This is a genomic window from Myceligenerans salitolerans (genome assembly GCF_017349295.1).
Classification (GTDB): Bacteria; Actinomycetota; Actinomycetes; order Actinomycetales; family Cellulomonadaceae; genus Myceligenerans; species Myceligenerans salitolerans.
On record NZ_JAFMPK010000026.1, the window covers coordinates 621 to 14,474 of the forward strand.

A 13,854-nucleotide genomic window follows, 5' to 3' on the forward strand; every position below is an offset into this window, starting at 1 on the left:
CGCGGCCCGTTCCTCGCCCGGTCGGAAGACGCCCCGTCAGCACCTCGGGGCACGCAGGTCGAGCATGCGCTCGGCGCTGCGCGCCGCATTGCCCAGCGAGTCGAGCGGGTGCGGCGGTTCGGCCACCTGGGCGGCGTTGTCCTGCTCCCAGATGGGATGGTGTCGGCCGCTTCCCGCGAGCGCCCCGAGGAAGGCCTGGTAGTCGATGTCACCCGCCCCGAACTCGACGATGCCGTAGCCGGACTCCGTCTCCGGCTCCGCGCGGCCGTCCTTGATGTGGAACAGGGGGTAGCGGTGCCGGTTGGCGAGCACGTAGTCCACGGGCTCGAAGCCCGGGTACCGGTGTTTGCCGACGAAGGCCCAGTACACGTCCATCTCGAGGAAGACGTACCGCGGGTCGGTGTGCTCCAGGAACACGTCGTAGAGCCGCACGTCGGGGCGGTCGGTGGCGAACCCGAACTCGCCGTCGTGGTTGTGCTGGTAGAACTTCAGGCCCCGTGCGGCGGCGGCCTCGCCGAATCCGTTGAACTGCTCGGCAGCCGCGAGGTAGCCGTCCACGGTGCGGTCGCTCGTGGGTGCGTTGGCCGTGCCGAGGTGCGCCATGCCGAGTGTCTGGGCGATGTCGAGCTCCGCCTCCATGTTCGCCGCGAAGTCCCCGATCCCGCGGTGCGCGCCGATGGCGGTCAGTCCGTTGTCGTCCAGGAGCGTACGGATCTCCTCGGGGGTGATGGGCCCGGTGCCCTGGCTGTAGCCGGCGAACTCGATCTCCCGGTAACCCATCTCGGAGAGCCGCTCGAACACGGTGCGGAAGCCGAGGGACTGCACCTTGTCACGGATCGTGTAGAGCTGGATGCCCAGGTGCCCGGGCGGCACCAGCCTCCGGCCGTGGCCGCGGCCGGATGCCTGCGCCGCCGCCGCGGGCGCGGTGGTCGCGGCGGCGAGCGCGCCCGCGCCGATGGCGACGCTCGATGCCGCGAGCCGCATGAAGGTCCGACGCTTGACATCAGCGGATGTGGTCATGAGGTGCTCCTTCGCTCGGGCGTCTATTCCGTGCTGCTGCTGAACGCCGCGTCGAAGGCGGCGTCGGGGGCGTCGAAGGCGAGGCGGCGCACCAGTTCGAGCGCCTCGGGAGCGCCGACGAGGCGGTCCATGCCCGCGTCCTCCCATTCCACGGAGATCGGGCCGTCGTAGCCGATCGTGTTGAGCATCCGGAAGGCGTCCTCCCAGGGCACGTCGCCGTGCCCGGTGGAGATGAAGTCCCAGCCGCGACGGGGGTCGGCCCACGGCAGGTGGGACCCGAGGCGGCCGTTGCGCCCGTTGCTCATGCGCTTCTTGGTGTCCTTGCAGTCCACGTGATAGATGCGGTCGCGGAAGTCCCACAGGAACGAGACGGGGTCCAGGTCCTGCCACACCATGTGCGACGGGTCCCAGTTGAGGCCGAACGCCTCGCGGTGCCCGATGGCTTCGAGGGCGGCGACGGTGGTCCAGTAGTCGTAGGCGATCTCGCTGGGGTGCACCTCGTGCGCGAACCGCACGCCCACCTCGTCGAAGACATCGAGGATCGGGTTCCAGCGGTCCGCGAAGTCCTGGTAGCCGGCCTCGATCATGGCGGCCGAGGCCGGCGGGAACATGGCGACGTACTTCCAGATCGACGACCCGGTGAACCCGACGACGGTCTTCACGCCCAGCTTCGCGGCGAGCCGGGCGGTGCACTTCATCTCCTCCGCCGCGCGCTGCCGGACACCCTCGGGATCTCCGTCGCCCCACACGCGGTCGGAGAGGATGTCGCGGTGCCGCTGGTCGATGGGGTCGTCGCAGACGGCCTGTCCCTTGAGGTGGTTGCTGATCGCCCAGACCTTCAGCCCGTGGCGTTCCAGCAGCTCGAGCCGGCCGGCCACGTACTCGTCGTCGTCCCATCGCCACGGGTCGAGGTGGTCGCCCCAGCAGGCCAGCTCCAGGCCGTCGTAGCCCCAGCCCGCGGCGAGCCCGGCCACCTCCTCCAGAGGCAGGTCGGCCCACTGGCCCGTGAACAGCGTGATCGGTCGTGTCATCGTGCTTTCCTCCTGTTACGTGTCCTGCACGCGTCCCGCACGGGGCGCTCCGGCGTCGGCGGTTCGCCGTCGGTCTTCGGTCATGTCCTGCGCCTGCGGAGCACGGCGGCGGTCGTGATCACCCCGGCGACGACGAGCGCGCCCGCCGTCCAGCCGGCCACGCCCGGGCCTCGCACGGCCGTGCCGGTGGCCACGTCGGGTCGGCCGCCGGACGGGTCGGTCCCCGCCGTGCCGCCGGTGGCCGGGTCCGAGGAGGCCGTCGGCTCCGGTTCCGACGGTGCGGGCGCCGGTGGCGCCGCCACGTCGAGCTCCGTCTTCGCCGTCGCCTTCCTCGGTTCCTTCACGCGGGCCGTGACCGTCCAGTGCCCCTCGTCGAGCAGTGCGGTCTCCGAGCGGTACCAGCCGACGCCTTCCGACGCGGAGACGAGCGTGACCGGGCCGACTTCCTCCCCGGCGTCGGAGACCGCCCGCACCACCACGACGGCCGACTCCTCGACGGGATGTCCGTCACCCGCCCAGGTCACCGCCACGGAGAGGCCACCGGCCCCGTCCGTGCCGAGGTCGACGTCGATCGCGCCGCCGTGAGCGGCCACGGGAGCCGTGGCGGCGGGCCCGACGACGAGCCCGAGCGCGAGCCCGAGCGCCGCGCCGAGGCGTGTGAACCGTCGCATGTCCGTTCCTTCCCCACTCCACATCGTCGTACTTCTCCGGCCCGGCGGGAGCCGCCGAGCGCCCCGGACCTCGGCACGAGGCCGGAGCGCGTCCACCTCGTGCCGAGGCTGGGCCGGTGTCACCGACCCTGCCGCCGGGCCCCACCGCACCCCGTGACGACCCTGGGCCGAGGTCGCCGGCGGGGCGTCGAGCGCGATGGTGCCGACGGCGGTCGACGGGGTGTGCACCGGTGAGCCGGTGCACACCCCGGGTCTGTCAGTCGCACCTCTCCTCGACGGTCACGATCACCCGCGCCTTGCCGGACGGGCTGAGTTCCCAGTCCCCGGTCACGGTCAGGTCGGTGCGTGGCGCCGGGGAGGCGATCACGCGGTAGTCGCCCGGTGCGAGGTCGTCCAGGTCGCGCGGCTTGCCGCGAGGCGAGCCGTCGACCCAGCGGTGGACGACGTAGCTGCGGACGCCCGGCAGCTCCACCGGGTCGATCGATCCCCCGGCGTCACACGTCGCCGGAGTGACGACGACGTCCGGCGTCGCGGGGTCCGGGCACTCGGGTTCCTCGAGCGTCACGAAGAGCACCGCGAGCCCGTTGTCCCGGACCTTCCAGTCGCCCTCACCGACGAGGGCGTACCCCTCGGCGGGCCGGGCCGCGACCCGGTACTCCCCCGGGGCCAGGTCGTCCAGCTCGTACAGCCGGTCACCGGCCCCGCCGTCGGTCCACTCCCGCACCACGTAGGACCGCACGCCGGTGACCTCGGCCGGGACGAGCGCACCTCCCGTGACGACCTCGGACCCGGACGTGTCGTACGAGCACGTCGGCTGCACGACGTCGACCGCGGGTGTCGCCTCGGTGAGCGGCGGCTCGGCGATGGTGAACTCGAGGGTCTCCCCGACGACGGTCTCGCCGTCCGCCGACGCCCGTACCTGCACGGTGTGGGTGCCGGGCTCCGAGATCTCCAGCGGCGCCGTGTACTCGGCCCAGCCACCGCCGTCGACGTCGACCTCCCGGTACACCTGGGCGCCGTCCGGGCCGCCCGTGGTCTCCACCGTCACGGTGACCGGCCCGAGCCACTGCCCCTCGGGCCCGTCCGGGTCGGCGGGCGAGATCGTGCCGGCCACCTCGAGCGGCGCGGCGGTGCCCGCCACCCGGAAGTGGTCGAACGACGCCGTGGCGGCCGACTGCTGGGAGGCGCCGAGCGCGTACAGCCCGACCCGCGCGTCCTCCAGGCCGTCGTGCGTGACGGACTCCGCGAACGGCGTCCAGTCCTCACCGTCCGCGCTGTATTCGCCGGTGAAGGTCGACCCTTCCTTCGACAACCGCAGGTGCCACACGCCCGACGTGAGGTCGTTCACGTTCGGCTGCGGATCCTGTACGACGGCGTCGACCTCGCTGCGCAGTTCGAGGCGCTGCGCGACGGGGTCGCCCGCCGCGTTGTCGGTCACGAGGTCGAGCTTGACGTAGTTGTCGTCGTCGCCGTAGACGATCAGGCCGGCCTGCTGGTACTGCTGGTCGAAGTCCGACCCGTCGACCCGTGTCTCGACGGTCCAGTCCTCGTCCGGCAGGGCCTGGACGACGATGTTCGGCGTGTCCGTGTTGCTGCCGGTGTAGATGTCGGTGGGGGTCGTGTCGATCTCCAGGGCGCCACCGGTCACCCGGTACCCCTCCGGATCCTCGCGCACGACGTCCCAGCGGCACCCGTCGAGGGCGTCCCCGTCGAACTCGTCGTCGGGCCCGGGCGTCCCGGCCGTGTCGTCCGGGGTGATGTGGAACCAGTCGAACTGCGCGTCCACCACCTCCGCGGCCGAACCGGTGCCGGCGAGCGCGACGAGCCCGATCCGCGGGTCGTCGATGCCGGTGAGCGACTTCGTCTCCGGCATGGCCGTGAAGTCCACGCCGTCCGACGAGTACGACGCCGTCAGGTCCTCGCCGTCGCTGCTGGCCAGCCGCACGTACACCGTGTCCGGGTACGCCTCGCCGAGCGCCGCGGTGTTGGAGTCCCCGACCTCGTTCGGCGCGCCGTCCTCCTCACGGATGTACTGGAAGATGCGCGTGGCCGGGTCGGCGGGCGCCGAACGGCCCTGGATCACCATCTTCGCGTAGTTGTCCGCGTCGCCGTAGATCAGCAGGCCGGCCTGCTGGTACTGCGCGTAGGCAGGGATCGTGACCTTGGCCGTCGCGGTGAAGGGTCCGTCGGGCAGGTCCTGCAGGACGAGGTTCGGCACGGTGACGTTGCCCGTCCCGTAGAAGTCCGTGGCGGTCGCCGGGACCGTCAGCAGGCCGTCGGAGACCCGGAGGTCCTGGTTGCGGTCGAGCACGGTCCAGCGCTCGGGGTCGAGCTCGTCACCGAGGAAGTCGTCCGACCTGCCGGACAGGCAGGGCGTCGGCTCCGGCACCGTGCCGGTGACCTCGACCATGACGTACTCGACGGCGTAGGCGCCGCCCTCGTCGGTGACGCGCACCTGGAGACGGTAGGTGCCCGGCTCGTCGTAGGTGTGCTCGAACGCCGGGGTGCCGTCGACGAACCCGTCACCGAGACCGGCGTCCCAGGCGTAGGTCAGGTCACCGGACCCGTCCGGGTCGGTGGCCTCGGCGGTCGCGGTCACGGTCAGCGGGGCGTCGCCCGAGACCGGGTCGACCGACAGCTCGACCCGAGGCCGCTCGTTGTCGGTGACACCGCGGCCGTCGATCTCCATCCAGTTGACGTTGATGCCGCCGGAGAGCAGCACGAAGTGCAGCGAGCCGGAGCCCGACGGCACATCGGTCAGCTCGGTCGCGACGTCGGTGTACTCCTGCCAGTCACCGGTGCCGGGGACCGTGACACGACCGATCTCCGGGCCGTCCGGCGCGTCCCAGCGCAGCGACACCTCGCCGCCGGCGCCCGCCGAGGCGGCACGCAGCGAGATCGCGTCGACGGACGCGAGGCTCACCGGTTCGTGGGCCCAGTAGTCGCCCGGCTCGATGAAGCCGATGTTCTGGCCTCCGCCGGCGCTGTCGCCCGTCTCCTCGATCTGGACGCCCGGGTCGCCCGCGCCGTCACCGATGCCGTCGACCCGGCCCGTGCCGGTGAAGAACTCCGACTGGACCAGCTTCGGCTGCAGCACCTGCAGGTCGGTCGTGGTCAGCGGGACGCCGGCCGCGCCGCCGTCGTCGGTGTAGAACGCCTCGATGACCCAGAAGATGTTCGACTCGATGCCGTGGCCCTCGTCGCGGGCGGTCTGGATGACGCCCGAGCAGCCGGTCAGCTCGTCGAACGGGTGGGCGTGCGAGTCGTGTCCGAGCGACGTGAACAGGGAGACGTTGTCGCAGTTCACCTCACCGTCGGGGTCGTCGACGTCGATCTCGTAGCGGACCTGGTCGCCCCATTCGAAGAAGCCGCCGTTCTCCGGGAAGGTGATCGACACCTCCGGGGCGATGTTGCCGACCACGATCGTCACGTTGGCGACGCCGGTCTGGCCGGCGGCGTCCGTGGCGACGAGCTGGGCGGTGTAGCGGCCGTTCTCGGTGTAGGTGTGGGTCGGGTTCGCCTCGGTGCTCGGCTCGGAGCCGTCGCCGAAGGTCCACTGCAGCGAGATCGGCTCACCGGCCGGGTGCCGGGTGCCCTCGGAGGAGAACTGCACCGTCAGCGGGGCCAGGCCGTCGGTCACGTCGGCGGAGGCCCGGGCGATCGGCGCCGGGTCGCCCTCGACGTAGTTGACCTTGTACACGCCGGAGCTGTCGTTGTTGCCGCCGAACCCGGATCCCCAGTCCACGACGTACAGCGCGCCGTCCGGACCGAAGTCGAAGTCCATCGGACGGTCGAACCCGGCGTCCGGGTCGAAGATCCCGGGCAGGACACGGTTGATGTCCACCAGGTCGTCGCGCTGCTCGCCGGCGAGCTGGAAGGAGTACATCCGCCCCTGGTTCCACTCGCCGAACAGCGCCTTGCCGTCCCAGTAGGCGGGCCACTTAACGTCGGACTCCAGCTCCGGGTCGTAGGTGTAGACCGGGCCTCCCATGGGCGCACCACCGCCGCCGATCTCCGGGAACAGCGGGTTGGTCGCGTACCCGTACCAGACCTCGGCCTCCACGGCCGGCGGGAGCTGGGTGATGCCGGTGTTGTTCGGCGAGTCGTTCACCGGGCCGCCCGCGCAGTCGTACGCCGCGCCGGACTGGCCGGTGGCGAAGTCGTACTCGCGGTAGGCGTTGTTCGCGCCGGTGCAGTACGGCCAGCCGTAGAAGCCCGGCTCGCTGACGACGTTCCACTCGACCGTGCCGGCAGGACCGCGGTCCGGGTCGGCCGACCCCGCGTCCGGCCCGTAGTCGGCGACCAGGACGTTCCCGTTCGCCGGGTCGACACCGATCCGGAACGGGTTGCGGAAGCCCATCGCGTAGATCTCGGGCAGGGTGTCCGCCGTGCCGGGGGCGAACATGTTGCCCTCGGGGACGGTGTACGAGCCGTCGTCCTGCGGTGTGATCCGCAGGATCTTGCCCCGCAGGTCGTTGCTGTTGGCCGACGTGCGCTGGGAGTCGAAGTTCGCGCGGCCGTTCCGCTCGTCCAGCGGCGCGTAGCCCTGCGACTCGAACGGGTTCGTGTTGTCGCCGGTGGCCACGTAGAGGTTGCCGTCGGCGTCGAAGACCATGTCACCGCCCGCGTGGCAGCACGTCTCGCGCTGCGTCGGGATGACCAGCACGGTCTCCTCGGTGGCCGGGTCGATCGTGCCGGAGGCCGCGTCGTAGTCGAAGCGCGAGACGCGGTTGTGCGGGCCGTCGTCGCCGACGTCCTCCGGGGACCAGAACAGATAGATCCAGCCGTTGGCGGCGAAGTCCGGGTCGAGGACGACGCCGGTCAGCCCGTCCTCGTTGGACTGCGTGACCGACAGCGTCATCGCGGTGCTGGTGGTGTTCGACGCGGGGTCGATCACCTGGACGCGCCCGTCCCGCTCGACGTAGAAGACGGTGCCGTCGGGGGCCACGTCCAGCATCATCGGGTTGGCCGTGTCCTCGTCGAGGGAGACCATCTCGTAGCTGTCGCTCTGCGTCGCGGAGCAGTCGGAGTCGACGACGCCGGCCGCGGTCTGCAGGCCGCCCAGCAGGTGCTCGAGGAACTCCGGCTCGGAGTAGGACTCGTCGGTGTGCCCGCCGCCCGTGTACCAGGAGCGGCCGCCGTCGTACACCTGGCACCAGGCGATCGGGTGCTCGGCGCCCATCGCGCCCGTCCCGGCGTCGTAGGTGGACTCGTCCAGGGACGCCAGCACGTGCACCTCGTCGCGCGGGTTCTCGCGGTAGTTGTACCACTCGTCGAACCGCTCCCAGCGCTGCGGCAGGTGCTCGGTCGAGGCGTGGTCGTGGTCCTCGACCTTGATCGTGGCGTCCTGGTTCTGCGGGTGGGAGTTGAAGTAGGCCCCCACCAGCTCCCCGTACCACGGCCAGTCGTACTCCGTGTCGGACGCCGCGTGGATCCCGGCGTAGCCGCCGCCGTTCTGGATGTAGCGCTCGAACGCGGCCTGCTGCTCGTCGTCGAGGACGTCGCCGGTCGTGGAGAGCCACGCGACGACGTCGTAGTTCGCGAGGTTCTCGTCCGTGAACGCCGCGGCGTCCTCGGTGGCGTCCACGGTGAAACCGTGGTCGGCACCGAGCTGTTCGATGGCGGCGATCCCCGCGGGGATCGACCCGTGCCGGAATCCCGCCGTCTTGGAGAAGACGAGCACGGTGAACGGGTCGGCCTCGGCCGGTGCCGCCGCGAGTCGTCCGGTCGAGGGGGCAGCCTGCACGGCTGCCTGCGCCGGCGTCGCGCCGGCCAGTGTCATGGGAGCGGCGACCGCGATCGCTGCGGCGACGGCGATCAGCCACCGGCCCGCACGCGGTGCTCCCCAGAGCAAGTTTCTCACCAAGAACTCCTTCGTCGTCGAACGGTCCTGTCGCGCTCCGGGGTCCCGATCCGTCGGCCCTGACGGCATCGTCACCGGTGTGGTCGTGTCTGTCGGGCACCGTGCGTGCCCGCTCCTCCTCTCGTCGGACGGGTCGGAGCCGTCAGGACAGCTCCACCCAGCCGCTGCCCTGCTGCCAGCTCCGCTCGACGGCGTCGAGCACGCGCTGGACGGCCAGGCCGTCGGCGAACGACGGCCGCGGCTGGCGGGCGGCCGCGAGATCTCCGACCAGGTCCACCACCTGGTGGGTGAACCCGTGCTCGTAGCCGAGCCCGTGGCCGGGCGGCCACCAGGCCGCGATGTACGGGTGGTCCGGCTCGGTCACCATGATGCGGCGGAAGCCGGCCGTGCCGGCGTCCTCGCCGTCGTCGAAGAAGTGCAGCACGTTCATGTCCTCGAAGTCGAACGCCAGCGAGCCGCGCGACCCGTTGATCTCGAGCCGGATGGCGTTCTTGCGGCCCGCGGCGAACCGCGTGGCCTCGAAGCTCGCCAGGCCTCCGCCGGAAAGCCGACCGAAGAACAGCGCGGCGTCGTCCACGGTGACCGCGCCGGTGCCCTCGCCCGCCTGGCCGGACAGGCCGGACGACGACGACGCCACCGGGCGCTCACGGACGAACGTCTCGAGAAGTCCGCTGACCCCCACGACCGACTCACCGGTGATGAACTGGGCCAGGTCGACCACGTGCGCCCCGATGTCACCCAGGGCACCGGAGCCGGCCTTGTCCTTGTCCAGCCGCCACGAGAGCGGCGCCGCCGGGTCCGTCAGCCAGTCCTGCAGGTACTGCGCCCGCACGTGGCGCACCTCGCCGATGCGGCCGTCGGCCACCAGCCGGCGGGCCAGCTGGATGGCCGGGACCCGGCGATACGTGAAGCCGACCATCGCCAGGACCCCCCGCTCGGCCGCCCGCTCGGCCGCCGCGGCCATCTGCTCGGCCTCGGCGACCGTGTTGGCCAGCGGCTTCTCGCACAGCACGTGCTTGCCGGCCTCCAGGGCGGCGACGGCGATCTCGGCGTGCGTGTCACCCGGCGTGCAGATGTCGACCAGGTCGACGTCGTCGCGCTCGAGCAGGGTGCGCCACTGGGTGGTCGAGTCCTGCCAGCCGAGCCGGTCGGCGGCGGCTCGGACGCCGTCCGCGGATCGTCCGGCGACGACACGCATGTCGAGCCGCATCGGGAGGTCGAAGAAGCGCGGGGCGGTACGCCAGGCCTGGGAGTGAGCGGCGCCCATGAACGAGTAGCCGACCATGCCGACGCCTAGCTGATCGCGGGGCGCGTCACCCATGAGTGTGGTCCTTCCGTCGTCGGGACCGGCGGCCTTCGCGGCAGCCGGGAGGGCGGTGGCGAGGCTCTGGCCGCCTCGCCACCGTCGGTGGCGTCCGTCGTCAGGAACGGAAGCCGAGGTCCATGTACTGGTCGACGTTGTCGGCCGTCACCACCGGCGCGTGGAGCTGGATGGTGCGCGGCACGCCCGCGGAGACCAGGTCGGACATGCTCTTGTCCTGGGCGACCAGGCGGGCCAGCTTGATGCCGTCGGCCGCCTGGGTGGACGGGTAGACGACGGTCGCCTGCAGGACGGAGTCGCCGGCCTGGATGTGCTCCATCACGTCGAGCGAGCCGGCGCCGCCGACCATGAAGAACTCGTCACGGCCGGCGTTCTCGATGGCCGCCAGGACGCCGACGCCCTGGTCGTCGTCGTGGTTCCAGATGGCGTCGATCTCGGGCTCCGCCTGGAGGAGGTTCGACGTCGCCGTCTCCCCGCCCTGGATGGTGAAGTCGGCGGCCACCTGGGTGGAGACCTCCAGGCCGCAGTCGCTCAGGGCGTCGGCGAAGCCCTGGGACCGGTCCTGCGTCAGCGGGAGGTTGGCGATGCCCTGGATCTCGGCGACGACGGCGTCGGGCTGGTCGCCGAGCTGCTCGCAGATGTAGGTGCCGGCCGAGACGCCCATCCCGTAGTTGTCGCCGAGGATGGTGGCACGGGAGGCGAACGGGCTGGACAGCTCACGGTCCACGTTGATGACCGGGATCCCGGCCTCCATCGCGTCGAGGGCGACCTCGGTCAGCGCGTCGCCGTCGAACGGGAGGAGCACGATGGCGTCGACGCCGTCGTTGATGAACTGCTCGATGTGGCTGATCTGCATGTTGACGTCGTTGGTGGCCTCGGCCTGGCGCAGTTCGACGTCCTCGTACTGCTCGGCGGTGTCGAGCGCGGCCTGGGTGATGGCACCCATCCAGCCGTGGTCGGCCGCCGGGGCGGAGAACCCGATCGTCACGGTCTCTCCGGGCTCGTCGTTGGCGGTGCCGCCGGAGCCGTCGTCCTGGCTCACGGAGTCGTTCTCCTCCTCGGGCGGTTCGTTGCTGACACAACCGGCGACCAGCAGGGCGGAGGCGGCCAGCGCGGCGGGGATGCCCAGCATCCGGCGGAGGTTCTTCCTAGCGGACATGAGATCTTCCTCGATTCGGTCCGGTACTTGCGGGGGGGATGAGGTCAGGTTGCTGTGGGAGTGGGCCCCGTGGGGCCGGTCAGGTCGATTTCGACCGGTTGGCGAAACGCTGCTGCAGAAGGACGGCCGCCACGATGATGGCGCCCTTGGCGACGAGCTGCGCCGAGGTCGACATGTTGTTGATGGTGAACACGTTGGTCAGCACGGTGAAGATGAGCACGCCCACCACGGTGCCGACGATCGTGCCGCGGCCGCCGATGAGCAGGGTGCCGCCGACGACGACGGCGGCGATGGCCTCGAGCTCCCAGAGCATGCCGTGGGTGGAGGTGCCGGCGGTGGTACGGCCGAGCATCATCGCGCCGGCGATCCCGGCGGTCAGGCCGGCCAGGCCGTAGATGTACAGGGTGTGGCGCTGCACCTTGATGCCGGCGAGGCGCGACGCCTCCGCGTTGCCGCCGATCGCGACGGTCCGCCGCCCGAACGTGGTCCGGTTGAGCAGGAACCAGCCGGCCACCGACACGGCCGCGAAGATCCACACGAGGATCGGCACCCCGAGCGGCTCCAGCCGGAAGAACTCGATGAAGGCGTCGCTCTGGACCCGCTGGGTCTGCCGGTTCGAGATCATCTCCGCCAGCCCGCGGGCGCTCGCGAGCATCGCGAGCGTGGTGATGAACGGAACGACTCGCCCGTAGGCGATGATCGCCCCGTTCACGAGGCCCGCGACCGTACCGACGGCCATGGCCGTGAAGACCATCACCACCCAGTGGAGGTCGTCGGCCATGGCCTGCGTCGCCCACGTGGTGGCCCAGACGGTCGTCAGGCCCATGACGGAGCCGACCGAGAGGTCGATGCCTCCGGAGGTGATGACGAACGTCATCCCGATCGCGAGGACACCGATGACGGACGCCAGCCGCAGGACGACCATGAGGTTGTCGATGCTGGCGAACCGTTCACCGCCCGTGATGACGCCCACCACGCAGATCAGCGCCAGGGCGAGCACGAGCCCGACGTTGCGGCCGGCGGGGCCGGAGAGCAGCGACGGGAGCCGGGTCCTGCCCTCCTTCTTGGTCTCCATGTCGGCCGGCGGGACGGCCGTGGGTTCGGTCACGCGCTTGTTCCTTCCATGACGAGGTCGAGCACCTGGTGCTCGTCGATCTCCTGCGCGGGTGCGCTGTGCACGACCCGTCCGTCGGACACGACCAGAACCTGGTCCGCCAGTCCCAGCACCTCGGGGATCTCGCTCGAGACGACGAGGACGGCGGTCCCCGCGTCGGCAAGGCGACGGACGAGTGCGTAGATCTCCGACCGCGCGCCGACGTCGACGCCCCGGGTGGGCTCGTCGAGCAGCAGCACGTCGCAGCCGTGCACGAGCCAGCGGGCGAGCATCGCCTTCTGCTGGTTGCCTCCCGACAACGTACGGATCGAGCGCTCGACGTCGCGGGGGCGGAGGTCCAGAGCGGCGGCCTGCTCCTGCGAGGCCTTCCTCTCCGCACGCTCGTCGAGCCAGCCGGCCCGCGCCATGCGGGCGAAGCTGGCGAGGGTCACGTTGCGGTAGACGGGTTCGTCGAGCACCAGGCCCTGGCTCTTGCGCTCCTCCGGGGCGAGGCCGATCCCGGCGGAGACCGCTGCGGCCACGGATCCGCGGCGCAGGGTTCGCCCGTCGAGGGTGACCGTCCCCGCCGTGGCGCGGCGCGCGCCGTAGACCGTCTCGAGGATCTCCGAGCGGCCGGAACCCACGAGTCCGGCCAGGCCGACGATCTCGCCGGCCCGGACGGTCAGCGAGACGTCGCGGAAGGTGTCCCCGAGACCGAGCCCGTCCACCTCCAGCCGGACCGGGGCGTCCTGAGGGACACCTGGCCGCTCCGGGAACGCGTACTCGACGTCCTTACCGGTCATGAGCTTGATGAGCTCGTCCGTGGACGTCGAGGCGACCGGAAGGTTCCGGCCCACGGTCATGCCGTCCTTGAGCACCGTGATGCGGTCGCCGATGCGGCGGATCTCCTCGAGGCGGTGGGAGATGTAGATGATCGCGATGCCCTGGGCGGTGAGCTCCTCGACCACTCGGAAGAGGTTGTCCACCTCGCCGGAGTCCAGGACCGCCGACGGTTCGTCCATGACGATCACCCGCGCGTCGCGGGACAGGGCGCGGGCCATCGAGACGACCTGCTTGCCGGCCGCCGACAGCGCACCGACCTCCTGGTGGGGACCGATCTCCGGGTGCCCGAGTCGCTCCATCAGGCGGCGGGTACGGGCCGCGGCCTGTCGCCGCTGGGTGAAGCCCGCCGACGCGAGCTCGTGCCCGAGGTAGATGTTCTCGGCGACGGTGAGCCCGTCGACGACGTCGAGCTCCTGGTACATCGTCGCGATGCCGTGCTCGAGGGCCGCGACCGGGTGCGGGATCCGGATCTGCTCGCCGTCCAGCCGGATCGTGCCGGCGGTGGGCTGGTGGGCACCGGCGAGGACCTTGATGAGGGTCGACTTCCCGGCCCCGTTCTGACCGAGGAGGCAGTGCACCTCGCCGGGCACCACGTCGAGGTCGACGCCGTCGAGCGCCTTGGCGCCCGGGAAGTGCTTGACGATGCCTTGCATCTCCAGCAGCGGTGCTGTTGGGTCTCCAGTGACCATACGCCGACCCTAGGGGCGACTTCTGCGCACTGTCAATCATAAGTTCCGGTACTTTGGGAACGTTACCTTCCCGTGATCGGGATCAGCAGACGACAAAGTGGCGACGAAAGGTGGCATGGTTCACTGTGCTCATGGAAGGGCTGGCGAAATTCCCGCCGCGACCG

At 71.0% G+C, this 13,854-nt stretch carries 8 protein-coding genes; all 8 read right to left on the minus strand.

Annotated features, from left to right (window positions below; translation table 11 throughout):
* Positions 1–36: 36 nt before the first annotated feature.
* Positions 37–1,020 (minus strand): sugar phosphate isomerase/epimerase family protein, encoded by a 984-nt coding sequence (locus J0911_RS05010; RefSeq protein ID WP_207274372.1) that lies wholly within the window; start codon positions 1,018–1,020, stop codon positions 37–39.
* Positions 1,021–1,043: 23 nt separating this feature from the next.
* Complete coding sequence (locus tag J0911_RS05015; RefSeq protein ID WP_207274373.1) at positions 1,044–2,051, minus strand: sugar phosphate isomerase/epimerase family protein; 1,008 nt, start codon at positions 2,049–2,051, stop codon at positions 1,044–1,046.
* An 80-nt stretch (positions 2,052–2,131) separates the two neighbouring features.
* Positions 2,132–2,722 carry a hypothetical protein gene (locus tag J0911_RS05020; protein ID WP_207274374.1) on the minus strand — a complete coding sequence of 197 codons (591 nt, stop codon included), beginning with the start codon at positions 2,720–2,722 and terminating at the stop codon, positions 2,132–2,134.
* 256 nt (positions 2,723–2,978) lie between these two features.
* Entirely contained in the window at positions 2,979–8,585 is a 5,607-nt protein-coding gene (locus J0911_RS05025; protein ID WP_307864919.1) for a ThuA domain-containing protein, read from the minus strand.
* A gap of 142 nt (positions 8,586–8,727) precedes the next feature.
* A complete protein-coding gene (locus tag J0911_RS05030) occupies positions 8,728–9,906 on the minus strand; it encodes a Gfo/Idh/MocA family protein (RefSeq protein ID WP_207274375.1) in 1,179 nt (392 codons plus the stop codon).
* A gap of 100 nt (positions 9,907–10,006) precedes the next feature.
* Positions 10,007–11,065: a substrate-binding domain-containing protein gene (locus J0911_RS05035; protein WP_242636319.1), complete on the minus strand. Its 1,059-nt coding sequence runs from the start codon at positions 11,063–11,065 to the stop codon at positions 10,007–10,009.
* Between the two features lie 79 nt (positions 11,066–11,144).
* The gene (locus J0911_RS05040) at positions 11,145–12,140 is read right to left on the minus strand and encodes an ABC transporter permease (RefSeq protein ID WP_207274445.1); all 996 of its coding nucleotides are present in this window, start codon (positions 12,138–12,140) and stop codon (positions 11,145–11,147) included.
* A gap of 29 nt (positions 12,141–12,169) precedes the next feature.
* Positions 12,170–13,690 (minus strand): sugar ABC transporter ATP-binding protein, encoded by a 1,521-nt coding sequence (locus tag J0911_RS05045; RefSeq protein ID WP_207274376.1) that lies wholly within the window; start codon positions 13,688–13,690, stop codon positions 12,170–12,172.
* Between the last annotated feature and the right edge of the window lie 164 nt (positions 13,691–13,854).

Excerpts from the sequence above, each read along its gene's own strand:
- J0911_RS05010 (WP_207274372.1), bottom strand. The coding sequence starts at position 1,020 with ATGACCACATCCGCTGATGTCAAGCGTCGGACCTTCATGCGGCTCGCG.
- J0911_RS05015 (WP_207274373.1), bottom strand. The coding sequence starts at position 2,051 with ATGACACGACCGATCACGCTGTTCACGGGCCAGTGGGCCGACCTGCCT.
- J0911_RS05020 (WP_207274374.1), bottom strand. The coding sequence starts at position 2,722 with ATGCGACGGTTCACACGCCTCGGCGCGGCGCTCGGGCTCGCGCTCGGG.
- J0911_RS05030 (WP_207274375.1), bottom strand. The coding sequence starts at position 9,906 with ATGGGTGACGCGCCCCGCGATCAGCTAGGCGTCGGCATGGTCGGCTAC.
- J0911_RS05035 (WP_242636319.1), bottom strand. The coding sequence starts at position 11,065 with ATGTCCGCTAGGAAGAACCTCCGCCGGATGCTGGGCATCCCCGCCGCG.
- J0911_RS05040 (WP_207274445.1), bottom strand. The coding sequence starts at position 12,140 with ATGGAGACCAAGAAGGAGGGCAGGACCCGGCTCCCGTCGCTGCTCTCC.
- J0911_RS05045 (WP_207274376.1), bottom strand. The coding sequence starts at position 13,690 with ATGGTCACTGGAGACCCAACAGCACCGCTGCTGGAGATGCAAGGCATC.